Raw genomic sequence first — 24003 nt, forward strand, 5'->3', positions numbered from 1 at the left:
GGGAAGCGGATGCAGTTTTTATCCCTTTCATCTGCATGGTTTGCGGCCGCATTGCCCATCATCGCAGCGATGTACCTGCTCAAGCGTACTTATGAACGGAAGGAAATCGCGAGTCATCTGTTATGGCGGCGTATCCTTGAGGAGCAAGAGGCTAACCGTCCCTGGCAAAAGCTTAGGGCACGCTTGCTGCTGTTTATACAGCTGCTGATTGCGACATTGCTCGTGCTTGCATTAATGCAGCCTGTCGTAACCAAAGAAGCCGTTTCGACAGGGCATGCCGTGATCGTCATCGACCGTTCGGCCAGCATGGCTTCGAAGCTAAGCCAACCGAAGGCTTCTCAGGCCGCCACGAGATTGGAGCTTGCGATCGAGCAAGCAGCCACTTGGATGGACGAGCAGCCTGGAAAAAGACCGGTTTCGTTGATCACAATCGGTGCACAGCCGGAGATGTTAGCCAGCGAAGTGACTGATAAAGGCGTGGTTAAACAGCAATTAGCCCGGATAAGGCCTTATTATGGCAAGTCTGACCGAATAGCAGCGCTTTCGCTGGCGAATTCCATTCTGCAAGATGATCCGGCCGGTGAAATGATCCTATTTTCCGATGGACGCTGGACGGATGCGGAGGAGGCAGGCAATCTGCAGCTTCAAGCCCCGGTCCGGTTGTATGTCGTTGACGGTGAAGCGACAAACCGGAACGTATCGATTATGTATTTTGGAATAAAAGCAGCTGCGGTCGGAAGCGCTTCAGCTAGCGGTGTCATCACCATTCGCAATGACAGCGAGGTTGATCGCCAGCTGCAGCTGAAAGTATACGCAGTGTCGCCTACACAGGAAGAGGAGCTCGTTTCCGTGCAAGAGATTGCCGTCCCAGCAGGAGAATGGGAGAGCGTGCGTGTACAGGAGCTGCCAACGGCCGATTATTACAAGGCACGCATTAACGAGCGGGATGATCGGTTTGTCGTTGATAATACGGCTTATCAATTCCCTGAAAATCCGCGTAAGCGTCAAGTATTGCTCGTGACGGAGGGCAATCTTTTTCTGGAAAAAGCGCTTCAGCTTGCAGGCGTTCAAGCAGTCAAGGCAAGTCCTGGCCAAGCTGCGCCCTCCGGCGAACAAGCCAGCGAGCTCGATTGGATCGTAATGGATGGCTTGGACGATCGCTTGCTTGCCGACCCGTCTTGGTCGAAGCTTCTGGATCAGAAGCCGCTGTGGATGATAGACCATCCTGATCCTTTGAATAAGAATTCGGAAGCTCCCGCCAATAACCGTGTCGTAACGAAAGAGCATGCAGTAACCGCGTATGTGACCTTCTCCGATACGCATATAAGCCGGCTTGCGAGGCCGAAACAGGAAGATTTGGCATGGGCAGAGGACATTTTGAGCTACGGTGGAATACCGGCCATATATGCAGGAACGAACAGCGGCAAGCCGCAGCTCCGGTTCACGTTCAATCTTCAGGACAGTGATCTGCCGTTGCGGCCCGAATTTCCGGTCCTGATCGTTCAAGCGGTTGAATGGATGAATGGCGGCAAGCAGCTTAATCTCGGTACTGCCATTTCTGGCGAGCAGATGGAAATTTCCTTCCAATCCGATACGGCAAAAGCAGAATGGGTTCAGGTAGTGCGCAATGAGGAGCATTCTAATCATGAAGTAAGTCCACCGGCTGAGCTCGAATTAGAAGCATCGGGCCTTTACATGGCACCTGAAGAGCCTGGCTTATACCGATTAATGGAAACAAACGAGGATAACCGTATTATCGGTAACCGTCTGTTAGCCGTAACGAACGATCATACCGAGCTGACGGGAAGCCAGTTAAAGGATGGCAGCCGTTTGCTGGAAGGCGCAGGGACGCCGGACGGCTTATCAATGAGTGAAGGCTCGGAGTCAGAGCCGCGTGCCGAGCAGGCCTTATCGCTGCAAATATACGCAGCTATGCTGCTGCTTCTCATAATGGGCGCAGAATGGGAGGTGTATAGACGTGGGCTTTCAAGCTAATAGTCCGTGGGTGCTTCTCTTGCTGCTGCCGCTGCTTTTCTATGTGTGGTGGATGGCAAAGATGACCATACGATTGCGAGGCAGCAGAAAAATAATATCGATTGCGGTACGCTCCGTCATTCTGCTGCTGTTGCTCGTTATTGCAGCAGGCGTCCAGCCTTACACGGAAAAGGATCAGCGGCATGTCATCTTTATTGCAGACAGGTCGGCAAGCGTACGCGCGGACGCCGTAGTAAGCGATTGGATTCAAGAAGCGTGGGCTACTAAAGCACAGGATGACTGGGCCGGATTGATCTCGTCTGGCTTGCATGCGGCCATTGAGCGGCCGCTTTCGCAGGACAAGCGTGAGAAGGAAGAGCAATTGGCATTCCGCTCTGAAGTCAATAAACAATATACGGATCTTTCGCAAGGCCTCCAGCTTGCAGCCGCTATGCTTCAAAAGGAGGGCGGAGGGCGAATTGTTTTGCTCTCGGACGGCGCCGAGAATACTGGCGATGCGCGCAGACAAGCTCGGCTATTGAAGGATGCAGGCATTGCTATCGATGTTGTAGCACTAACGCCGGAGCGAATGACCGATGTTTCTGTCGAGGAGCTTAACGTTCCAGCGGCACTCAAGCAAGGGGAGACGTTCGGCTTCGAAATCGTGGTTGCAAGTACGGTCGTGGGCCCGGCACAGCTGCGCCTCTATGCTGACAATAAGGAGCTGTCGGTTTCAAGCATCCAGCTGGAGACTGGCGAGAACCGTTACGCTTTGCAAAGCATCGCGGCAGAGCCGGGGTTTCACCGCTTCCGCGCAGAAATTTTTGCAGCAGGCGATGACCAAGCGGCCAACAATACCGCGCATGCGTTCAGCCGGGTAAGCGGACCGCCAGCCGTATTAATCGTGGAAGGGGCTAGCGGTACGTCGGCCAATATAGAAGCGGCTCTGCAAGCTTCCCTGATCCGATATGAAACCATCCTGCCAGAGCAGCTGTCAGTCGAGCTTGCGGAGTATGCGGCGTACGACAGCTTGATTATAAATAATGTCCCTGCTACTCGGATAGCCGAGAAGCCGATGGAATGGATCGCAAAGGCGGTTAGCGATTACGGGGTCGGATTAGTCATGCTAGGCGGCGACCAGAGTTACGGTCTTGGCGGTTATTTCAAAACGCCTATCGAACGGGCGCTGCCTGTCTATATGGATTTGCAAGGCAAGAAACAGATCCCTTCCTTAGGGCTTGTTCTTGTTATCGATCGCTCGGGCAGCATGGCTGGCGCAAATCTGGAGCTCGCCAAGGAAGCGGCTATGCGAACGGTTGAGCTGCTTCGCGATACCGACACAGTTGGCGTAGTTGCATTCGATTCTGCGCCATGGTGGGTGGTTGAGCCAACGCAGCTGAACGACCGGGATGCAGTATTGACCCAGATAAAAGGGATTCAGCCCGAAGGCGGCACTGACATTTTTTCGGCGCTGAGAGCGGGGTACGAAGGCTTGAAGGAGCTTGATGCACAGCGCAAGCATATGATTATGTTAACAGATGGGCAGTCAGCTTCAGGAGCCAATTACAAAGCGATTACCGATGCGATGAAAGATCAAAATATGACATTATCCACGGTTGCGGTGGGAGATGGAGCGGATCAGCAGCTGCTAAAGCAATTAGCGGATGACGCTAAGGGCCGCTATTATTTTACGAAGGATCAGAGCACGCTGCCTGCGATTTTCAGCCGGGAAACCGTAATGATGTCCAGAACCTACATTGTCGAGAAGACGTTCACGCCAAGCATCGGACAAGCTGCGGATTGGTCCGTTCTCTTTCGGAACGGGCTGCCGCCCATTCATGCGTATGTCGCTGTCACGCCAAAAGAAACGGCGGAAATCGCCTTGTGGACTCCGGACGGCGATCCGCTGCTAGCGCGCTGGCCTTATGGCTCAGGGCGAACTGTCGCTTGGACAAGCGACCTTATTGGCAAATGGTCCAGCAGTTGGGTGCAATGGCCAGAGCTGCCGAGGGTATTCGTGGATTGGGTGAAATGGACGTTTCCGCAGTTTGAGAGTACGCCATTCGCCATAGCAGCCAATATGGCAGGGAACGAAGCAAGGTTGAGCGTGCGCGCGCTTGCAGGCGATGGGGAAGCGACAAGCGATCTATCTGCCGGCATCCAAGACGATACAGGCCAATTCGAGTTGAAAAAGCTGATGCCCGTCGCGCCAGGCGAATATGAAGCCAAGCTGACGGTATCCGAGCCAGGCGTTTATTTGGCACAGATCGGCCAGCAGGCAGGCGACTCAAGCATTAAGGATGGCAGCACAGCAGGATTCGTCATTCCGTATTCACCCGAATACCGAATCTCGAACGAGAACGGAGCCGTCTTATTGGAACAGCTCGCAGCAACAACAGGCGGAAGAGCATTGCAGCTATCAAGCCCGCAGCAGGCGTTCGAATTCGCACCGCTGCCGTCGAGGCAGCTTTATGATTGGACCCAAGCGTTTCTAGCTGCGGCACTTCTGCTCTGGCTGTTCGATATAGCGCTGCGAAGGTTGTCGATACCTTGGGAACGCTTGCGGCTCCAACTAAGTACGCCATTCAGCTCGAAACGGCGAGCCCCTTCTCGGAAGGATTCACATGCAGCGTCTGAAATGGCCTCCTTTCGCGCGTTATCCCGTTTGAAGGAACGCAAGCTGGAAACGGACCGTTTCTATGGCGGAAGCAGCGGCCATCATTCAACTGAAGCGCTGCGAGCGAAATATGCGGAGCCAGCTATTCCGAAGCCGGAAGATAAAGAACCCGAAAAACGGATTAATCAAGACACGGAGCCTGTGAATGTAGCTTCGGCAGACGCAACGATTAATCGGCTGCTAGCCGCCAAAAACAGAAGAAAGCGTTAGTGCTCATGCAGTCGAATGTGCGCAAGATAGACATGTCAAAACTTGCAGGGTACAATGTTTGTATGTGAGTTCACTATAATCAACGCTTGAAGGGAATGGGTAATATGTATCCGGAAATATCGGCAGCAGAACTGGAAACGCAATTAAAGAACGGGAAATCCATTAATCTCATTGACGTGCGCGAGCCGGATGAATGGCAGGAAGGCCATATTAAAGAGGCACGCAGCATTCCGTTGTCAGAGCTGCAGGATCGAATCAGTGAGCTACAGCAAGGCGAACAAGAGATCGTCCTGATTTGCCGCAGCGGCGGACGGAGCGGAAAGGCATGCGACTTTTTGCAAGCCCAAGGCTATAAAGTGGTTAATGTAACAGGCGGCATGCTGCAATGGCCCGGCGAGGTTGCATTCGGCAGCTAAAGCGGATGGTTTATCCTTGATTGTAAAGCCCTCGATTTTCGGGGCTTTTTTATTTTTGGCGCGCTTTGAGGTATCCTTAATATCATAAGATAGACAGTATCATTTAGAAAAGGCAGCTTAGAGGCAAAGGATTGGGTGATTGCAATGATCGTCATAAAAACGAGTGAAGAAATAATGAAAATGAAAAAAGCGGGCGAGATTCTAGCCGCTTGCCACCGCGAGCTGCGGACGTTTGTACGGCCGGGTATCACAACGAAAGCAATCGATGATTACGTGGAGCAGTTTTTGAAGGAGCATGGTGCGATCCCGGAGCAGAAGGGCTATCATGGCTATCCATTCGCAACCTGTACGTCGGTAAACGATGTCATTTGCCATGGTTTCCCTGGGCAGACGGTATTAACGGAAGGAGATATTGTCACGGTTGACATGGTCGTTAATTTGGACGGCTGGCTCGCCGATTCCGCATGGTCCTATGCCGTTGGCAATATTTCGGAAGCTTCTCAGAAGCTGCTTGACGTGACGAAGGAATCGATGTACAAAGGCATTGAACAGGCAGTGGTAGGCAATCGGATAGGCGATATTTCGCATGCTATCCAAGTTTACGCAGAGGCTCAAGGCTACTCCGTCGTCCGAGATTTTATTGGGCATGGAATAGGGAAGAAAATGCACGAGGAGCCGCAAGTACCCCATTACGGTCCGCCTAACAGAGGAACTCGACTAAAAGCCGGAATGGTACTTACGATTGAGCCGATGCTTAACACGGGTAAGTATCATAGCAAGATCGATCAGGACGGATGGACGGCTAGAACGGCTGACGGTGGGCTTTCGGCGCAATATGAGCATACGCTCGCCATCACCGAGGACGGACCCATTATTTTGACCGCGCAATAGGATTGGAGAAAACAGGCTTTCGTCATTGACGGATGCCTGTTTTTTCTAAATATAAGACTTAATAAGCTTCTCGCGGTAAAGTATTCTTCTATTTCTACGAGAAACGGAAACCGTCCTTCTGCAGAGGACGGCAAAGCCGTTTCTTCTTGGTTGCTTGTTACTTTTGGCTTCATCAGGGCGTCTATTAATGGCGGGAGTCGTTACATTTATCCTTTTGCAAGAAGATGACAGGGAGAAAGCAGGGATTGCGGTGAGTAGAAGAAATGCGTATATTCTGGTGGCAGTTGCAGTTGTATTGTTTATGGGACTAATATGGGAAGCTGTGAGTGCCCAAACGGATCAATTTGCCTATTTCCAGCGTTTTGCAGTAACCATTCATAATGAATCGGATTACGATCTCGTATCGATTGAAACGGGAATCGTGTCGGGCAGCGGGAAGGACATCGTTGATCGGAGCATCAAAGCCGGCTCAAGCGCAGTCATTAAGCCGAAGCTTAGCTTGTCCGGGGAAGGAGCCGTCTATTTGACATATACGGATTCGCGGGGCTATACCAAGAAAACGATTGCATGCGGGTATACCGAATCGCTGACGGGACGGACTGCAATCACAATCGATAATGACGGCTTTTCCAAAAACGAGCAAAAATGTTATTAGTCATTTAACAAGTCGAGTAAGAGGCTAGCGGCAGCGCTTCAGAAACGCCGGAAATAAAAAAAGACCGATTGAGGTATCGGTCAACCCTTTTTACACGAAAAACGTATTGGCAGCTCTATGGATAATACTTCCATCAGACATGCGGATTGAATCATCGTTATACCCGATAATGGTTGATGCGGGTCTGATCTGCATGCCGTTTTGCATCGGTTTAATTTTTGCTTTTGCTGCGATAGCAACTTCGAAATCTTTGTTTGTGATCAGTTTTTGACCGGCTGTAAGCTTAATTTTTTCTTGCATGTTAGGTTGCCTCCATACATCTATATGTTTAGTATACAAGGACAAATCATACACCATTTGCCTATAAATAGCCAATGGGATTGAACAGCTGAGCGCATGCAGGTTCCATTCATGCAATCCGATCGCCTGTCATATAGATAAACGCAGAGAGGTACAGGCATGAGAGGGCGATGGATGGAAGGCGGTGCTGAGCTTGATAGACGAGCGATTCGAGCATGAATTAGGAAACGATTGTACGATAGATTTCGCAGTGCAGGGCATGAGCTGTTCTGCATGCGCGGCAAGAATAGAAAAAACGGTTGGCAAGCTGAATGGCGTGGAAATGGTTGCCGTTAGCTTTCCGCTCCGGACTGCGTGGGTACAGTTCAAGCCTGCTGAAATCCATGCAAAGCAAATTGCGGAGAGAGTCAATCAGTTAGGATTCATAGCCATGCTTAATGAAACGGCGAAGGAGGGGCTCCATAAAGAGCATCGCGTGCTGAAGGTGCGCCTGATTATTTCAGCCATGCTTACTCTGCCGCTATTGATTACGATGCTGCATCATATGCCACTGTTAACGCCGTTAATAAATGATTTGCCTGCATGGCTAAGTTTCCCTTGGCTGCAGCTGATATTCGCTACGGTTATTCAATTTGTGATCGGTATGCCCTTTTATTTCGGAGCCTATCATGCGGTACGCGAGCGCAGCGCAAACATGGATGTGCTCGTAGTGATCGGTACAACGGCTGCTTATTTATACAGTCATTATGCCGTTTTCCAGAATGGCTTGCTTCATTCCTATATGGATGCGGCACAGCATGCTCCGCCTTTATATTTCGAGACCTCGGCAGTCGTAATGACGGCGGTACTGCTTGGAAAATACATTGAGACATCAGCCTCCCTGAAGGCGCTGAGCGGAACGGATGGTTATGATAAGCTGCATAACCAGACCGCTGTTGTTGAACGGGCCGGAGAATGGATACGAATGAAGACAGAGTTCGTTAGGGCAGGCGATATCGTAATCGTGCAGGCAGGCGAGGTTATCCCTGTTGACGGAAGAATAACAGCCGGACGATCCACGGCTAATGAAGCCTTGCTCACGGGAGAAAGCCTGCCGGTGTCGAAGGCCGAGGGAGATCAGGCGTGGGCAGGGACGCGCAATGAGACGGGGCTGCTGCGGATTCGCACGCAGGCTGCTGGTCATGATACGATGCTGAACCGCATACAGGAGCTTGTTCGTCAAGCTCAGCGGTCAAAGTCCGCGATCCAACGCAACGTGGATGCGGCAGCAAGCTGGTTCGTGCCGGCTATGCTTGTATTTGCTATGGGTACGATTGTGTTATGGGGCATTTTCCTAGACCCTGGCAACTGGAGCAAAGCATTTATTTGCAGCATAGCCGTGCTATTGGCTGCTTGTCCCTGCGCGCTTGGCTTGGCGGCTCCGATCTCATTGGTCATTGCTTCCGGCAGGCTTGCCAAGCAGGGCATTATAGCTAAGGAAGCTGGAGCACTGGAGCGGCTAGCGAGCATTCAGACGGTTATTTTCGATAAAACAGGAACATTGACTGAGGGCAGGCCGCGTGTTAGTGCCGTACTGTCTGATCAAATCAGCCGGTCTGCGCTGCTTCGAATGGCTGCAGCAGCAGAGTCGGAATCGACGCATCCGCTATCTGTCGCCATCTTAAATGAAGCGGGGCGGCTTGGGCTTGTCATACCTGCTGCCAGCAACCATGAATTTACGGAAGGCGGAGGCATCGAAGCAATCGTCAAAGAGCATCGCTTCGGCATTGGAAACGCAAATTTTGCACATCATCGCAAATGGTCGTTAAACGACAAGCTGATCGCATTTGCCAAGCAGCGTGAGGAGCTCGGGGAGACGGTGCTTTATGCAGCTGCAGCTGGAAAAGGCATAGGCGTCATGTCTTTCAGCGACAGCGTAAAAGCGAATGCCAGGGAGACGGTGAAGCAGCTGAAAGCGCTGGGTGTATCGTCCATACTTGCCACAGGGGACCATCAAGCGCCAGCGCGTGCAGCCGCAAAGGCTGTTGGCATTGTACAGGTTCATGCTTCCATGCTGCCTGAGAGCAAGCTTGCGCTCATTGAGCAGATGAAGCGAAAAGGCATTCGGGTTGCGATGGCGGGAGACGGCTGGAATGATGCTCCGGCGCTCGCGGCGGCGGATGTTGGCCTTGCCATGGGGGAAGGTACGGATGCAGCGCTTCAAGCCGGCCATATGACGCTGTTGTTCTCGCGGCTGCAAGCAATCCCGGAAGCGATTAGAATCAGCAGGCTGACGATTCGAAACGTACGGCAAAATCTAACATTCGCATTCGTATACAATGTCATCGTCATTCCGTTTGCCGCTTTAGGCATGCTGGAGCCATGGATGGCAGGAACGGCGATGGCGCTAAGCTCCGTGTCGGTAGTAGGGAATGCGCTTCGGTTGAAGGGCTTGCTGAAGCGAAGGGCCGGAGTCTATTCATGACGATGACTGGACAGCTGATCGGCTTTATTGTTCTGACTGGTTTATTCAGCGCGCCGCACTGCATTGGAATGTGCGGGGGAATCGTATCCGCTGTTTCGTTAAATTCCACGGCTTCCGTGAAGAAGTCGATGCTGCTTTATAACGCGGGCCGTATCGTATCCTATGCATTGCTGGGAGGCGTAATGGGGACCGTAGGATCTTTTGTGGACGTCGCTGGAAGGTTTGCCGGGATGCAGGGGCTTGCATCCATCGTCGGCGGCTGCTTTCTCCTTCTCTGGCTATGGCGCCGTTTCCAGCTGCCGCTGTTGAACCGCCTTTCTTCCTTTCTATACAAAAAGCTGGTTCATGGCGTGAACCAGTCGAATAAGCAGGAGACGCTCCATCTGCTTGCTACTGGCATAGCTTTTGGCTTTCTTCCCTGCGGGCTCACCTATGCCATGCAAATGACAGCAGCCTCTACCGGCTCCGGTTTAACAGGTGCTGCCGTCATGGCTTTATTCGGTTTATCTACTTTTCCAGCATTGGCGTTAGCCGCATCGTTTGCTGCGTTTGCCAACAAGAAATGGCGCCGTTTCATGCGAAAGGCAAGCTTTGTTACGGCACTTGCTGTAGGCGTCATTTCTATTCTGCGCGGGCTTGCAGTCAATGGCCTGATTCCGACCATAAATCCATGGTTATGGTAGCGGCTTAATGGCTTGCTTTCAGCAATCTGCTAATTTCATAAGTTTGCTCATTCGTATCAAGCGTTAACGTTGCTTTCCACATGCCTGCCATTAGGGGGACGCCATCTCCTGCATATTTGCCAGGGGCTTCTTCTGTCATATCAAACACATAGTCACCGCAAACCATGCTAATCATGTCAAGCTTCACCGTTACTTTAGCATCTTGAACCGGTAGGCCCTGTGCATCCGTTATCTCAACCGAGAATCGGTTTTCGTGCAAAACCTTCGCGGGGTAATCCTCAATGGTCCAGCTCATCGTTCCGCTGCCGAAGGCATGCTCCGTCGTTTGCGGGGGAACAGCTTCATCTTGTCGAAACCACCAAAAAGCGAAACCGATAAGAAGCGCGAGTAAGAATAGAACAAGGGAAAATTTCAAATAAGTAGTGCGGACATTCTGAATCTGCTGCATCTATTTGTTTATCCTCCTTCATTCGTTTTTTTGAGAGGATGCTCATTTAAGTTACCTATGCGGGAAGAGCGGGAAGCAGAACCCGGATAACAGGATTCAATTGCGGCTGTTTAATGGACAAAAACGCGATGTCGGTGTATATTAACAACTGATTAAATAAACGTAAAATGGACTGGTGCGGACAGGAGATTGTCTTGCAAGGAATCACATCTTGCAGTGCTCTTTGAAGCTTAAAAGGGAAGACCGGTGCAATTCCGGCACGGACCCGCCACTGTAAGGTTGGATAACGGAGGCTTAAGGCCTCGTTACGACCGAGTCAGAAAATCTGCCTGTCCTTACATGCGCTTAAACCTACGTGGAAATAGGGAGGGTGCTCGGGAAGCTTGTCGCTTTGCAAGTAGTTGAAGAGCGTATGGGAGCATTTCTGGCACAATGGCCGGGGATGCTTTTTTTTGTTTTGACAAACTAAAAAAAGAGGTGCAGAAAACCGTGGTAAGAAATAACCGTAACTTAACGAAGACCCTGTTTGGCTTGCTGCTTGCGGCGATGCTTGTCATCACCAGCGCATGTGGAGTAAACAAAGAATCAGAAAACCAGCAATCTCCAGAAACAAACCTTACGAATTCGGAAGCCAATAAGCCAGAAGAAAACAATGATGCAGCTCCTCAGGCAACGGTATATCCTTATACGATTAAGGACGATACAGGTACCGAGATCACTTTCGAGCAGCAACCAACGAAGGTTGTGACGCTCGTGCCTAGTGAAACGGAGACGATCTATGCGATCGGTGCCGGAGAGCAGGTAGTAGGCGTCGATCAATGGAGCGATTTCCCCGAGGAAGCGGCGGCAAAGCCAAAGGTTGGGGATATGACCACCAATATCGAAGCCGTAATGGCATTGAATCCGGATCTTGTTTTGGCTTCAACTACATTGAATTCAGATGCAATCGCAAAGCTGAGAGAGCTTAAAATCCCTGTGTACGCTTCAGATCCGCTTACCTATGACGCCGTTATTGCCAAATTAGAAATTTTAGGTCATATTATGAATAAACAAGCCGAAGCGACTGAAATGGCAGATCATATGCGGCAGGTGAGGCAGCAGGTAACGGACGCGGTGAAAAACGCGGAGCGAAAAAAAGTGTACATGGAGTTTTCACCAGGCTGGACTGTCGGCTCCGGCACTTTTCTTGACGAGCTTTTAAACCTAGCCGGCGGCATAAACATTTCTGCTGCATCACAGGGCTGGTTCGAGGTCAGCGCAGAGGAAGTCGTTGCTCAGGACCCAGAGCTGATTATATACCCTGATCTGAAGGAGGATCCGAATCCGATCGTCACTGGCATCGAAAGCCGCCCAGGCTGGGATGTCATTGCCGCAGTGAAAAACAAACAGCTGCATGCAGTGACGGAGAATCCGCTCGTGCGCGTTGGACCGCGTCTAGCGGACGGCTTGCTGGAGCTCGCTAAAGTGATTCATCCGGATCTCGTGAAATAAAGCAATGACCTATAAATTGGTTTTGTACGGAGGAGCAGCCATGCTCCTTCTTGCTGTTTCTATCGTGGTGAGTCTAACGATCGGCTCGTCGGGCATTTCGGTGCGGGATGTATGGGGCATATTGCTTCATCAGCTGCCGTGGTTTTCAAAGGAAGCAGGCTCTTATACGGCGGGCGAGATCGCAATCGTAACGCAAGTGAGATTGTCCCGTGTGCTGCTCGCTGTTCTGGTAGGCGCATGCCTGGCGCTGGCGGGAACAGGCTTTCAAGGCGTACTCCGCAATCCATTAGCTGATCCATATACGCTTGGCGTTGCATCGGGCAGCTCGGTAGGCGCGGCATTTATTATTTTATTTGGTTTGCAGGCGGCGATTGGAATGTGGACTATTCCGATTGTCGCATTCGCAACGGGAATGGCTACGCTGCTTGGCGTGTTTTGGCTTGCGAATCATAAAGGCGTCATGCATATGGAAACACTCATACTCTCCGGCGTTATCCTGCAATCTTTCCTAGGCGCGTTTGTTTCCTTTATGGTTTCAATGTCAGAGGGCGTGGTCAACCAAATTTTGTTCTGGTTAATGGGGTCTCTCGCGATGCGAGGCTGGGATCATGTCTATATGCTTATTCCGTTTCTGCTGATCGGATTCCCTTTATTGCTTGCCTACGGGCGATCCCTCAATTTATTTGTATTAGGAGAGAGGCATGCTGCCCATCTGGGCATTCATGTGGAGCGAACGAAGCTAATCGTCTTGATCGGCTCTACGCTCCTTACTGCGGCTGCCGTTTCCGTATCTGGCGTTATTGGCTTCGTAGGCCTTGTTGTGCCGCATCTGATCCGGCTGCTCGTTGGACCTGATTATCGGCTAATTACCCCGTTGTCGGCTATCGGAGGCGGTATATTCGTGTTATGGGCAGATACGCTTGCGCGGGTGGCGCTAACGCCAAAGGAGATACCGTTAGGTGTAGTAACCGCTTTGATTGGTGCGCCATTTTTTGCTTATTTGCTGCATCGGCGAAAGAAAGGACAGGGTGGCACTTTATGATCGAGGTTCGCGAAGTGATCCAGGATGTGAACGGTCGACAAGTGTTGAAAGGCGTATCCTGTACGTTTCAAAAAGGCCGTATGTACGGCATCATCGGACCGAATGGCGTCGGTAAATCAACGTTGCTGCATTTGCTTTCCGGCGTTGAACGGCCAAAGCAGGGTGAAGTCCTTCTAGCTGAACGGCCTCTGGCGTCATATCCCCGTAAAATGATTGCAAAACAAATGGCAGTGCTGCAGCAAAACGGGCTTCCGCCCGTTGGCTTTACCGTGCGCGAAGTCGTCAGCATGGGGCGTTATCCGTACCAGAACTGGCTTGGAAGCGAGGATGGCGACTCGGAGAAGCTGATCGACGATTCGCTAGTAGCAATGGGCTTGAAGGAACTGGAATTGCGCACAATGGATCAACTAAGCGGAGGGGAACGCCAAAGAGTGGCACTGGCCAAGCTAATGGCGCAAGGCCCGTCGATTCTATTGCTGGATGAGCCGACCACCTATCTGGACATTGGCTTCCAGGCACAGCTTATGGATACCGTAAGAGCATGGCAGCGAAAGAGCGGGCTGACCGCCATCGCGGTGCTTCATGATTTGAATCTTGCCGCATTATATTGCGATGAGCTTGTGGTATTGCATCAAGGAAAAGTCGAGGCTGCCGGTACGCCGCAGCAGGTGCTAACTGCGTCGCTTATTGAGCAGGTATATGAGACTAAAACGACTGTCATATCCCATCCGATCACAGGCGTGCCGCAAATGATGCTGCAGCCAAACTTCTAAGGATGATGGTTACGTGAACTGGAAGGAGCCGATGAAATGGAGACTAAATCATATAATCAGTTAGTAGAAGTTATTCATGCGATTCATCCATTCGATGATGAAGCCGCAAAGCTGGCGCTGAAGCACTCTGATTCTTTAACTAAACCGCCGGGAAGCCTAGGCAAGCTAGAAGCGGTTGCGGCACAGCTTGCCGGGATTTCAGGTAAGCTATGGCCGGATTTGTCCCGAAAAGCCGTGATCGTAATGGCGGGAGACCATGGCGTCTGCGAGGAAGGGATTAGCGCGTTTCCGCAGGCCGTAACACCTCAGATGGTTGTTAATTTCTTAAACGGAGGAGCGGCTGTCAATGTGCTGGCTAGACAAGCGGGGGCAGAGGTTGTATGCGTTGACATTGGCGTAATTGGAGAAATCGAGCATGAACGGCTCGTAAGCAGAAAGATTGTTCGCGGAACGGCGAATATGGCAAAACAAGCCGCCATGAGCAGGGACGAAGCGGTTGACGCCATCATGGTGGGCATCGAAACCGTGAATGAACAAATAAAGCGCGGCATCAGCTTGTTTGCGACTGGCGAGATGGGAATCGGCAATACGACGGCAAGCGCGGCTTTAACGACCGTGCTGACCGGATTGCCACCTGAGGAGTCGGTGGGAAGAGGGACCGGAATAAATGAAGCCGGCTGGACGAAGAAGGTCGAGGTGGTTAAGCGGGCTATTGAAGTCAATGGACTTCATGCTGCGGGAGTTGATCCCATTGACGTATTGGCAAAAGTAGGCGGCGCTGAAATCGCTGGCCTTGTTGGCGTGATCATTGGGGCTGCGGCAAGCGGCTGCCCGGTCGTTATCGACGGATACATCTCGTCTGCTGCTGCTCTTGTCGCATCGCGAATTACCGAAAAGACGTTGCCGTACATGATCGCTTCTCACCTCTCGCAAGAGCAAGGACATGCGAAGCTGCTTGACGCGATTGGCTTGACTCCAATGATTCAACTGGACATGAGGCTAGGCGAAGGAACAGGCGCCGTGCTGGCATTTCATTTTATTGACGCTGCGCTGCTGCTGATGCAGGAGATGGCTACATTCGAGAGCGCAGGCGTTACCAAAGGTTAGGTGAGGGGAAGTTGGCAGTATTCATCACGGGCGGGGCACGCAGCGGCAAAAGCAGCTTTGCGGAGCAATACGCAATGAAGGTCGCAACAAAAGGCATATACATAGCAACGTGTCAGCCGTTTGATGAGGAACTGGAAGTACGCATCTCCAAGCATAAGATGGATCGCATGGATTCCGGATTTCATTGGACTACGATTGAAGAGCCTTATGATGTCGCTGAGCGGTTAGACCAAATCGTTGGCGAGCAATCAGCTTCTGAGGCGCAGGGGAAGGAACCGCCAGTCATTCTGCTTGATTGCTTGACGCTTTGGTTGACAAACTGGCTGATGCGGATGGACGATAAGGAAACGAAACATTCAAGTTTGGACAGTAAAGCAGCGCAGCTGCTAAAAAGCATTCAAAGCTGCCCTTTTCCTTTGATCATCGTATCGAACGAGGTAGGCGATGGTATCGTGCCAGCCTACCCGCTCGGCCGGATCTTTCGTGACGAAGCGGGCAGGCTGAACCAGCGGGTCGCCTCAATCTGCGAGCGTGCTTTTCTGGTCACCGCGGGCATACCGATTGAATTGAAAGCTATCGCTTTTAACTGGGAGCAGCAATGATTCTCTACTCGATGAAAGAGCTATTTTTGTTAGCTGCTGCTGCTTTGGCCATCGATTGGGTCGTAGGCGACCCGAAATGGCCAACACATCCCGTGATTTGGATCGGGCGCCTTATCCGGTGGCTCGAAAGAATGCTTTATCAGAAGCGTTGGAAGGGGAATTCTGCTGTCTTAAGAGGGTTAGGCGCCGTTTTGACGTTAACGACTCTAATCGTTAGCTATGGGGCGATAGGGGGGCTGGTATGGGCCGCGGATGCTGTACATCCCTGGTTAGGATATACAGTCAGCGCATGGTTCATTTCAACAACGATTGCGGTCAAAGGTCTCAAGGACGCTGCTATGCTGGTCTTTCGGCCTCTAGCAGCAGGAAAGCTGAGCGAAGCCCGTAAGTTTGTCGGATATATCGTTGGCCGCGACACGGAACGCCTTAACGGCCGCGAAGCCGCGCGGGCAGCAGTGGAGACCGTTGCTGAGAATACGGTCGATGCGCTCGTTTCCCCGTTCCTATTCGCTATTATCGGCGGAGCTCCGCTCGCCATGTTGTACCGTGCCGTAAATACGCTGGACTCCATGGTAGGTTACCGCAACGAGAAATACGAATATTTCGGTTGGTTCTCCGCCCGAACAGATGATGTGTTCAACTATATTCCGGCTCGCATAACAGGCGTAATGCTTACGATCTCTGCGCGAATGGATCGTAGAATGAGCGCTCGGGATGCTTTTCGCTCCATTCGGGCATTCGCGCATCTGCACCCAAGCCCGAATAGCGGCATTCCGGAGTCGGCAGTAGCGGGAGCGCTCGGCATTGAGCTTGGAGGCTTGAACCACTATCTAGGTGTGCCCAGCGAGCGTGCTAGAATGGGCTGGCCTTTGCGGGAGCTTGATGCACAGGACATCTTGCTTAGCGTGCAGCTGCTTTACCTGGTTAGCTATCTGCTGTTCGCGGGGGTGATTGTTGGATGTTTGTTCGTGAGTTGAAACTGCAAGCGCAAGCGTTTGCTGCGGCTATTCAATTTTTAACGCGATTTCCGGTCCCGGTCAACATCCCGTTTCATGGTCCCGTATTGTCGCGCAGCGTGGTCTACTATCCAGCAGCAGGCATGCTGCTTGGAGCATGCCTATATGGCTTCGCATGGCTGTTAACGCTATTTGTGCCGGCATGGCCAAGCGCTATTCTCATGCTTGGACTGTGGACAGCGCTTAGCGGAGGGCTGCATCTTGACGGATTGATGGATACTGCTGACGGTGTTCTCAGCCACCGATCCCGTGACCGTATGCTTGAAATCATGAAAGACAGCAGGGTAGGCGCAATGGGCGTGCTTGCTGCGGTGCTGCTGCTCATGCTCAAAGCGTCGCTGCTCGCTGAGCTTTTAAGCAATGAAATGGCTGATTCTTACGCATGCATGCTAATGGTTGTCCCGATTTGGAGCCGTGCTTGGATGAGCGCAGCAATTGCCTGGTGGCCTTTTGCGCGAGTAGGAGAAGGGATTGCTGTTTTATTTAATGAGGTTAAAGGCATTCATGCTGCCGCTGCACTGCTGATAGCCGCAGTTAGTTCCGCTGCCATTCTAGTGCTTGCCGGACATGGATTAAAAGCTTCTTTGCTTTGGCTCCTCGCATTTGTAATCGTCACGACGAGTGTAGGCGGGGGATTGGCTGCTTGGCTGAATCGTAAGCTAGGCGGATTAACAGGTGATACATACGGCGCTATGAATGAAATGATTGAAGCTATGCTGCTGCTCATTGTGGTGATATGGCTGCATGCGCAATAAAAAGGAGCTGGAAGTTGATATGTTGGAAAGATACGGTCATGGTGGCGATTTAAGGACCGCAGAGGAAGCTTTTGATATACCTGCCCAGAATTTCGTTGATTTCAGCTCGAATATGAATCCGTTTGGTCCACCGCCAAGCGTGAAGGAGGTGCTGCTCCGATATACGGATACGATTGGTCAATACCCGGACCCTGCCGTACGCGGACTGCGTCGCAAGCTGGCGGAGAAGCACCATATCGACGAGAATTCGATCGTAGTCGGGAATGGGGCTGCCGAGCTGATCGATCTCATCGTGCGGGCGCTGCAGCCAAAATTAACGACGCTCGCCATCCCGTGCTTCGATGAATATGGCGACGCGATCCGTAAAACGGGCGGAGCGATCTATGAAATTAAGCTGTCGCCGCACAACCAGTTCACCTTGCATTCGAACTTCGAGCATCTTTGCGAAGCAGCTGCAACAGGCTCCCTGTTCATGCTTGGCTCGCCTAATAATCCTACGGGACAATTGGTTGACCCTGAGCTCATCCATGCGCTTCTCAGCCGGGGCGCGTATGTCGTCGTGGATGAGGCGTTTATGGATTTTGTTCCGGAGGAAGCCCAATATAGTCTCATCCATGAAGCAACAAGAAATGAGCGGCTGTTTGTTATCCGTTCGATGACGAAGTTTTATTCCGTTCCTGGCATACGGCTTGGCTATATCGTCGGCATGCCAAGAACCTTAAGCGGATTAAAACGGCTCCAAATCCCATGGAGCGTGAATTCACTTGCCCAACAAATCGGCGAAGCCGTCCTTGATGAAACCGAATATGCCGAGCGTACCCTGTCATGGCTGCAAGAGGAACGAACGTGGCTTACCGCCGCATTGCAGGCGCTTGGCTTCGTGGTGAATCCGAGCGCAGCCAATTATTTGCTCGTGCGAATTCCGAAGGATGCAGGCCTAAGCGCAAGCATGCTTCAGCTGGAGATGGGCAAGCAAGGCGTTCTCATACGCGACGCGTCGAGGTTTCCGGGGCTTGATCATACTTATATTCGGATCGCGATTAAGCTGCGCAAACAAAACGAACAACTATTAACGGCGTTAAGTAAATGCTTGTCGATACATAGGTGATTGTATAATTAATGTGGCTAATTAAATGTTTGTCGATTCATGAGTCATTATATAATTAATGAGATTAATTAAATGGTAGGCGCAACATGTACTCGCTCAGAAAGAAGTCTGGATATGTGCCGGAATTGACTGCCATAAAGAGATAAACGATTTAAAAGCGGAATGTTGACCTATTTTCGCGCAGGTGCGTATGAAGGAGGATGTGTAATGGCACAGCCTTTTCGACAAGGGTCTCGCTATGTGTCGAAGCTGGATAACGGAGTCGACATTAGGCTGCTCGAAGATCGAATGGAAATAAGCAGCAGCGTGAGCTGGCATATACTAAGCAGTGCCATTCTGCCAGGTGGCTTCTCCTTTGCAAACCGAGTCGTAAACTGGAAGGTCCCGCTGGATTACATTGGCGTTGACCCCGTGCAAGATATGATGGGTCAGCTTGCCATATGGGGATCCGAACCAGCCAGCACGGTCGGTTTGATAACGGCGGCTAAGCTTACGCATGCATCGATCACGGAATGTGAAGGGGATCGCTTTAACCTGCTTTGCTGCACGACAGTAGGGACACGAAATGCGGCTAGGGCAGGAACCCGGCGTGATACCTTCTCGGCTTATACCCCCGGAACGATCAATACGGTGCTTCTCATCGATGGGCAAATGACAGAATCCGCGATGGTGAACGCCATAATTACCGCAACCGAAGCGAAGGCAGCCGCGATGCAGCATTTGGGCATCATTGAGCACGCTTCGGGTCAAATCGCAACCGGAACGACAACGGATGCTGTCGTAATCGGAGTCAGCCAGCGGATAGACTGGAAGGCCGTTCACGCCTATGCTGGCGCGGCTACGACCATAGGCTGCACCATTGGCGAGGCCGTGTACAGTACGGTCGTTGAAGCGACGCGGACGCAGCACGAGGAATAGCCTGGGATTACAGGAGCTCTTTTATCGTGTAAAATAGTGGAGTTGAGCACTCGGCTTAGCGATAGATGTTGCGAGAAGCAGAATGGAGGAAGTATCCTTTGATACGCATTGTCGGCTATACAAAGCAAAAGGAATGGTTAACGGATTTGACTATCGATGATCTCCAATCAACGGAGCTTGATTGGTATTGGGTCGATTTCAACAATCCGAAGGAAAACGAGTGCCGCTTGCTCGACTCTTATTTCCATTTCCATCCGCTTGCCATCGAGGACTGCTATCATTTGCTGCAGCGTCCCAAGATTGACCATTATGACGATGTGCATTTTTTTGTGCTGCATGAGGTAGAGCGGAAAACGCTGACCGTTAATGAAATCAATTTGTTTTTAGGTCCGAATTTCATCGTCACGTTTCATTATGAGCCATCGCCTGAAATCGAGGAAGCGCGAAGCAAGCTGCTTACGAGCAGCAAGATGGGAGAAAAAGGGCAGGTTTTTGCGGCTTACCTGGTGATGGACAAGCTTGTCGATCAATACTTCCCTGCAGTCCATGAGCTCGAGGATCAGCTGCTGGATATGGAGATTGGAAATGACGACGGGCAAAGCCAGACGCTGATGACGGATATATTCAATATTAGGTCCAGGCTGCTTCGCTTGCGCAAAACGATCGTTCCGATGCGCGACTTGTTGTACAGGCTGACCAATTCGGATCGCATCGAAGGCATGGACCAGTATATGGCGTTTTACCACGACATTTACGACCATTTGCTTAAGCTCTCGGAAATGATGGATTCAAGCCGTGAAATGACGGCAGATTTGCGCGATAACTACATTTCGTATAACTCAAACCGAATGAACGCGATTATGAAGACGCTAACGGTCATTACGACCATATTTATGCCATTGACGTTTTTAGCCGGCATTTACGGAATGAATTTCCACAATATGCCTGAGCTCGAATGGAGCGGCGGGTATTTTGCAGTCATAATCGTCATGCTTGTCATTGGCCTCAGCATGTATGCATGGTTCCGCAGCAAAGGCTGGTTTAAATAAATTGGTGTTAGGAGATTGTCTGTTATGGAGATGAAAGAGCCTGTTCGAATGAGCAGAAAAAAGAGGTTAACCATAGCGGGTATCATGATTGGAATCGTGCTCGTATTGGTGATCATGCTCTATCTTATGATTATCGCGCTCGGAAACCGAAACGAGGCAAATGTATTGAAGTCTGAGCAAGCGCTGCATTATACGTATATGACGGAAACCTCGAAGAATGGCATAAAGCTGCATGTGCTGCAGACGCGGCCAGCTTACGTTACGCTGGAAACGATCAACAATAATGTAACGCTTAGCGGCAAGGTTGGCATAAACGGAGGATTTTTTTACGGCAATCAATTGCTAAGCATCGGCGTCGTAAACAGCATTCCAGTCAACAAGGAAATCGGTAATTTCGGAACGGGCAGCGAAAACGTGAAGTACGCTCGCGGTACGCTCGTTTGGGACGGGGCTTCCGATCAGCTAAGCGTTCAGGTTGCGAGCCAAGCGTCAGAGCTTAAGCTGAAGGATCATACGCGGTTTTGGGCACAGGGAGGCATTAGCATGAGCCTCGGAGATGACGCGAATTGGATGCAGCAGGCGGCCAAAGAAAATGCTCCCTTCCCGGAGGATGATCGCTTGCGCTCAGCCGCGGTGTACGACGCGAATGGAACCTTGTATTTAATCGTGAGCGAAACGAAAAGCTCATTGTCCGTTTTTAGGGAAGCAATCGTGCAGACGTTCGGCGGCGGTAAGCTTGTAGACGGCATTTTTCTTGACGGTGACGGCTCCTCTCAGCTGTTGAGCAGCGATGCTTCGCTTCCAGGAGACAACCGTCCCGTTGTACAAATGCTGCGGATCGTGAAGTAGTTAGCCTATAGGCGAAGGAGCATTAAGGATGAGACCATTGCAATTGCCGATTGATTCGGTAGTGCCGCAGCTTCTTGCGGCGCTTCGCAGCGGAACGAACGCGGTGCTGGTCGCGGAGCCAGGAGCGGGAAAGACCACGCGCGTACCGCTTGCGCTGCTGGATCAGCCATGGTTGTCCGGCAAAAAAATAATCATGTTGGAGCCGCGAAGATTGGCAGCAAGATCCGCTGCCAAGTTTATGGCCAGCACCTTGGGTGAACAAGTAGGCCAAACGGTTGGCTACCGCGTAAAGATGGATACGAATGTAGGTCGGCGGACGCGCGTTGAAGTGGTGACAGAAGGCGTATTAACGCGGATGCTGCAAGAGGATCCCGCACTCGAGCATATCGGAGCCATTATATTCGACGAGTTTCACGAAAGGCATTTGCACGGCGACTTAGGGCTTGCGCTCTGCTTGCAGTCGCAAACGCTATTGCGCGAGGATCTGCGGCTGCTCGTGATGTCCGCTACGCTGGATGCTGCCCCAATTGCCGCGATGCTGGGCGAAGCACCTATTATTCGCAGTGAAGGACGGGTATTTCCGGTCATGACGCGCTATCTTCCGCACAAACAGAGCGGCCCGTTGGAACCGCGGATGGCTTCGCTAATCCTTGAAGCGCTGCGTTCCCACGATGGTGACTTGCTGGCCTTTCTTCCTGGCGCAGCCGAAATAAGACGTACGGCTCGCAAGCTGAAGGAACTTGGTTTGCCGCTATCCACCCGAATTGAGGAGCTTCATGGCAGCTTGCCGCTGGAGCAGCAGGACGCGGCAATAGCGCCTTGTGCCGCTGGCGAGCGAAAAGTCGTGTTAGCGACATCCATTGCGGAATCAAGCTTAACGGTCGAAGGCATTAAGATCGTTGTCGACGGCGGCCTGATGCGTATTCCGCGGTTCTCTCCGCGCACCGGCATGAGCCGGTTGGAGACGGTGCCCGTTTCATTAGCCTCCGCGGACCAGCGGCGAGGCCGGGCAGGGCGGCTCGCTCCCGGGACCTGCTACCGGCTATGGACGGAGCAGGAGCATCCCTACCTGCCGGAGCATAATAAGCCGGAGCTGCTGGAGGCTGATCTAGCTTCGCTTGCACTGGAGCTCTCCATTTGGGGCGTGCAAAGTCCAGCTGAACTGGAATGGGTGACCGCGCCTCCGGCGGCTGCATATGAGCAAGCGGTATCGCTGCTTCAGCAGCTGAACGCAATGGATTCGCAAGGAAAACCAACGGCAAGCGGACTTCGGATGGCTAAATTCGGCTTGCACCCGCGGCTCGGCGCCATGATCATCCGGGCATCCGAATTCGGTGCCGCAAATTTAGCCTGCGAAGCGGCGGCACTGCTGAATGAGCGCGACCTGCTGGCGCTGGAGCGGAATGTGGATATTCAGCTCCGTATGGATTTGATGCATCATTTGTCAAAGCTTAGGGAGGGGATCGGTGAACAGCCCGCGAGCGCAGCAGTTCGCCGGATTTCTTTGCAAGCAGCGCAATGGGAGCGGCTTGTTACGTCCAATGACGAGCGCGAAGCCAAGCTTAGCGCTGACGGAGCGATCCCAATCGGCGTTCTTCTCGCGTTTGCCTATCCGGACCGGGTTGCTCAGCGCCGCAGCGATGGCCGTTATCTGTTGGCGAATGGAAGAGGAGCAGCGCTTCCTGAGCAGCAGCCCTTGTCGCTTTTTTCTTATCTGGCTGCTTGCGAGCTTGACGATTCAGGCGGAGAAAGCCGCATTCGGATTGCTGCTGAGCTGCAGCAAGCGGATCTGGAGCGGTATTTGAAAGACAAGCTTACGAATGAAGAGGTTATGGAGTGGGATTCCGCAGCCCAGGCTGTAAGAGCCCGCAAACGGGTTCGGCTCGGGGCTTTAATCATAAAAGAATCCATTCTGCAGCAGCCGGATGAGGATAAAGTGGCCGAAGTCCTCCTTGCCGCGATTCGGCAAGCCGGATTCGCGATGCTGCCAATGAGCAAGCCGGCGCAGCAGTTGAAGGCTAGAATGCTGCTCATGTCCCATGCTGGCAAGGATTGGCCGGATGGTACAGATGATTCGCTATTGGAAACGGTTGATGAATGGTTGAAGCCTCACATTATGGGGATGAAAAGCCGAACGGATCTTCAGCGGCTTCCGATGCAGCAGCTGCTTGAGAGCAAGCTTAGCTGGCAGCAAAAGCAGGAGCTGGACGAGCAAGTGCCGACACATTATGCCGTCCCGAGCGGCTCGCGCATACCGATCGATTACAGTGACCCTGAGTCACCCGTGCTTGCCGTCCGTTTACAGGAGCTGTTCGGCATGAAGGAAACGCCGAGACTGGCAAGAGGAAGACTTGCGGTAACGCTCCATCTTTTGTCACCATCGCAGCGGCCCGTGCAAGTGACGCGTGATTTGGCAAGCTTTTGGGAAAATGCTTATTTCGATGTGAAAAAGGATTTAAAAGGACGTTATCCGAAGCATTATTGGCCAGATGATCCATACGCCGCAATACCAACGAATCGGACGAAGCCGAGGCCGCGATGACCGCCTTGGTTCCGGTGACAGCTGAGATCTTGG

21 protein-coding genes and 1 riboswitch are annotated in these 24003 nt (G+C 51.9%); of the genes, 19 read left to right on the forward strand and 2 right to left on the reverse strand.

Annotated features, from left to right (window positions below; genetic code table 11):
• Positions 1–9: 9 nt before the first annotated feature.
• From AC0YN3_RS03175 to AC0YN3_RS03195, 5 genes are all read left to right on the forward strand, one after another.
• Positions 10–1995 (forward strand): vWA domain-containing protein, encoded by a 1986-nt coding sequence (locus tag AC0YN3_RS03175; RefSeq protein ID WP_475773646.1) that lies wholly within the window; start codon positions 10–12, stop codon positions 1993–1995.
• The gene (locus AC0YN3_RS03180; protein WP_475773647.1) at positions 1979–4861 is read left to right on the forward strand and encodes a VWA domain-containing protein; all 2883 of its coding nucleotides are present in this window, start codon (positions 1979–1981) and stop codon (positions 4859–4861) included. Before AC0YN3_RS03175 ends, AC0YN3_RS03180 begins: the two co-directional genes overlap by 17 nt.
• Before the next feature lie 104 nt (positions 4862–4965).
• Positions 4966–5277 carry a rhodanese-like domain-containing protein gene (locus AC0YN3_RS03185; RefSeq protein ID WP_475773648.1) on the forward strand — a complete coding sequence of 104 codons (312 nt, stop codon included), beginning with the start codon at positions 4966–4968 and terminating at the stop codon, positions 5275–5277.
• Positions 5278–5421: 144 nt separating this feature from the next.
• Positions 5422–6168 carry a type I methionyl aminopeptidase gene (gene map, locus AC0YN3_RS03190; RefSeq protein WP_475773649.1) on the forward strand — a complete coding sequence of 249 codons (747 nt, stop codon included), beginning with the start codon at positions 5422–5424 and terminating at the stop codon, positions 6166–6168.
• A gap of 250 nt (positions 6169–6418) precedes the next feature.
• Positions 6419–6823, forward strand: coding sequence for a hypothetical protein (locus AC0YN3_RS03195; protein WP_475773650.1), 405 nt, complete (start codon positions 6419–6421; stop codon positions 6821–6823).
• Positions 6824–6913: 90 nt separating this feature from the next.
• On the opposite strand, the gene AC0YN3_RS03200 is transcribed toward AC0YN3_RS03195, so the two are convergent.
• Positions 6914–7123 carry a hypothetical protein gene (locus AC0YN3_RS03200; RefSeq protein WP_475773651.1) on the reverse strand — a complete coding sequence of 70 codons (210 nt, stop codon included), beginning with the start codon at positions 7121–7123 and terminating at the stop codon, positions 6914–6916.
• Between the two features lie 184 nt (positions 7124–7307).
• Between AC0YN3_RS03200 and AC0YN3_RS03205 the strand changes: the two genes are divergently transcribed.
• Entirely contained in the window at positions 7308–9587 is a 2280-nt protein-coding gene (locus tag AC0YN3_RS03205) for a heavy metal translocating P-type ATPase (protein ID WP_475773652.1), read from the forward strand.
• Positions 9584–10270 (forward strand): sulfite exporter TauE/SafE family protein, encoded by a 687-nt coding sequence (locus AC0YN3_RS03210; RefSeq protein WP_475773653.1) that lies wholly within the window; start codon positions 9584–9586, stop codon positions 10268–10270. Before AC0YN3_RS03205 ends, AC0YN3_RS03210 begins: the two co-directional genes overlap by 4 nt.
• Positions 10271–10274: 4 nt before the next feature.
• Here AC0YN3_RS03210 and AC0YN3_RS03215 read toward each other — a convergent pair whose 3' ends face one another.
• Complete coding sequence (locus tag AC0YN3_RS03215) at positions 10275–10718, reverse strand: FixH family protein (RefSeq protein ID WP_475773654.1); 444 nt, start codon at positions 10716–10718, stop codon at positions 10275–10277.
• A gap of 204 nt (positions 10719–10922) precedes the next feature.
• A riboswitch (cobalamin riboswitch) is annotated at positions 10923–11065 on the forward strand.
• Between the two features lie 142 nt (positions 11066–11207).
• Here AC0YN3_RS03215 and AC0YN3_RS03220 point away from each other — a divergent pair.
• The 12 genes from AC0YN3_RS03220 to hrpB all read left to right on the forward strand — a co-directional run bounded on the left by AC0YN3_RS03220 (position 11208) and on the right by hrpB (position 23970).
• Positions 11208–12209, forward strand: coding sequence for an ABC transporter substrate-binding protein (locus AC0YN3_RS03220; RefSeq protein WP_475773655.1), 1002 nt, complete (start codon positions 11208–11210; stop codon positions 12207–12209).
• A gap of 4 nt (positions 12210–12213) precedes the next feature.
• Entirely contained in the window at positions 12214–13251 is a 1038-nt protein-coding gene (locus AC0YN3_RS03225; protein WP_475773656.1) for a FecCD family ABC transporter permease, read from the forward strand.
• Positions 13248–14024, forward strand: coding sequence for an ABC transporter ATP-binding protein (locus tag AC0YN3_RS03230; protein WP_475773657.1), 777 nt, complete (start codon positions 13248–13250; stop codon positions 14022–14024). The genes AC0YN3_RS03225 and AC0YN3_RS03230 overlap by 4 nt, the downstream gene beginning before the upstream one ends.
• Positions 14025–14060: 36 nt before the next feature.
• Positions 14061–15131 (forward strand): nicotinate-nucleotide--dimethylbenzimidazole phosphoribosyltransferase, encoded by a 1071-nt coding sequence (gene cobT, locus AC0YN3_RS03235; protein ID WP_475773658.1) that lies wholly within the window; start codon positions 14061–14063, stop codon positions 15129–15131.
• 11 nt (positions 15132–15142) lie between these two features.
• Complete coding sequence (gene cobU / locus AC0YN3_RS03240) at positions 15143–15733, forward strand: bifunctional adenosylcobinamide kinase/adenosylcobinamide-phosphate guanylyltransferase (RefSeq protein WP_475773659.1); 591 nt, start codon at positions 15143–15145, stop codon at positions 15731–15733.
• Positions 15730–16710 (forward strand): adenosylcobinamide-phosphate synthase CbiB, encoded by a 981-nt coding sequence (gene cbiB / locus AC0YN3_RS03245; RefSeq protein WP_475773660.1) that lies wholly within the window; start codon positions 15730–15732, stop codon positions 16708–16710. Before cobU ends, cbiB begins: the two co-directional genes overlap by 4 nt.
• Positions 16692–17504: an adenosylcobinamide-GDP ribazoletransferase gene (gene cobS / locus AC0YN3_RS03250; protein ID WP_475773661.1), complete on the forward strand. Its 813-nt coding sequence runs from the start codon at positions 16692–16694 to the stop codon at positions 17502–17504. The genes cbiB and cobS overlap by 19 nt, the downstream gene beginning before the upstream one ends.
• 19 nt (positions 17505–17523) lie before the next feature.
• A complete protein-coding gene (cobD, locus tag AC0YN3_RS03255) occupies positions 17524–18612 on the forward strand; it encodes a threonine-phosphate decarboxylase CobD (RefSeq protein ID WP_475773662.1) in 1089 nt (362 codons plus the stop codon).
• Between the two features lie 207 nt (positions 18613–18819).
• Positions 18820–19530: an adenosylcobinamide amidohydrolase gene (locus AC0YN3_RS03260; protein WP_475773663.1), complete on the forward strand. Its 711-nt coding sequence runs from the start codon at positions 18820–18822 to the stop codon at positions 19528–19530.
• A 98-nt stretch (positions 19531–19628) separates the two neighbouring features.
• On the forward strand, positions 19629–20579 hold the full coding sequence (corA, locus tag AC0YN3_RS03265; protein ID WP_475773664.1) for a magnesium/cobalt transporter CorA: 951 nt from the start codon (positions 19629–19631) through the stop codon (positions 20577–20579).
• A gap of 24 nt (positions 20580–20603) precedes the next feature.
• Positions 20604–21428: a hypothetical protein gene (locus tag AC0YN3_RS03270; protein ID WP_475773665.1), complete on the forward strand. Its 825-nt coding sequence runs from the start codon at positions 20604–20606 to the stop codon at positions 21426–21428.
• 28 nt (positions 21429–21456) lie between these two features.
• Positions 21457–23970, forward strand: a complete 2514-nt coding sequence (hrpB, locus tag AC0YN3_RS03275; RefSeq protein WP_475773666.1) for an ATP-dependent helicase HrpB — start codon at positions 21457–21459, stop codon at positions 23968–23970.
• Positions 23971–24003: the final 33 nt, after the last annotated feature.

It is taken from the genome of Paenibacillus sp. J22R232 (genome assembly GCF_056269165.1).

Bases quoted from the DNA above. Each gene is read 5' to 3' on its own strand.
- AC0YN3_RS03215 (WP_475773654.1), bottom strand. From the start codon at position 10,718: ATGCAGCAGATTCAGAATGTCCGCACTACTTATTTGAAATTTTCCCTT.
- map (WP_475773649.1), top strand. From the start codon at position 5,422: ATGATCGTCATAAAAACGAGTGAAGAAATAATGAAAATGAAAAAAGCG.
- AC0YN3_RS03175 (WP_475773646.1), top strand. From the start codon at position 10: ATGCAGTTTTTATCCCTTTCATCTGCATGGTTTGCGGCCGCATTGCCC.
- cobS (WP_475773661.1), top strand. From the start codon at position 16,692: ATGTTTGTTCGTGAGTTGAAACTGCAAGCGCAAGCGTTTGCTGCGGCT.
- AC0YN3_RS03200 (WP_475773651.1), bottom strand. From the start codon at position 7,123: ATGCAAGAAAAAATTAAGCTTACAGCCGGTCAAAAACTGATCACAAAC.
- AC0YN3_RS03210 (WP_475773653.1), top strand. From the start codon at position 9,584: ATGACGATGACTGGACAGCTGATCGGCTTTATTGTTCTGACTGGTTTA.
- cbiB (WP_475773660.1), top strand. From the start codon at position 15,730: ATGATTCTCTACTCGATGAAAGAGCTATTTTTGTTAGCTGCTGCTGCT.
- AC0YN3_RS03270 (WP_475773665.1), top strand. From the start codon at position 20,604: ATGGAGATGAAAGAGCCTGTTCGAATGAGCAGAAAAAAGAGGTTAACC.
- hrpB (WP_475773666.1), top strand. From the start codon at position 21,457: ATGAGACCATTGCAATTGCCGATTGATTCGGTAGTGCCGCAGCTTCTT.
- AC0YN3_RS03260 (WP_475773663.1), top strand. From the start codon at position 18,820: ATGGCACAGCCTTTTCGACAAGGGTCTCGCTATGTGTCGAAGCTGGAT.
- cobT (WP_475773658.1), top strand. From the start codon at position 14,061: ATGGAGACTAAATCATATAATCAGTTAGTAGAAGTTATTCATGCGATT.
- AC0YN3_RS03230 (WP_475773657.1), top strand. From the start codon at position 13,248: ATGATCGAGGTTCGCGAAGTGATCCAGGATGTGAACGGTCGACAAGTG.
- AC0YN3_RS03225 (WP_475773656.1), top strand. From the start codon at position 12,214: ATGACCTATAAATTGGTTTTGTACGGAGGAGCAGCCATGCTCCTTCTT.
- AC0YN3_RS03185 (WP_475773648.1), top strand. From the start codon at position 4,966: ATGTATCCGGAAATATCGGCAGCAGAACTGGAAACGCAATTAAAGAAC.
- cobD (WP_475773662.1), top strand. From the start codon at position 17,524: ATGTTGGAAAGATACGGTCATGGTGGCGATTTAAGGACCGCAGAGGAA.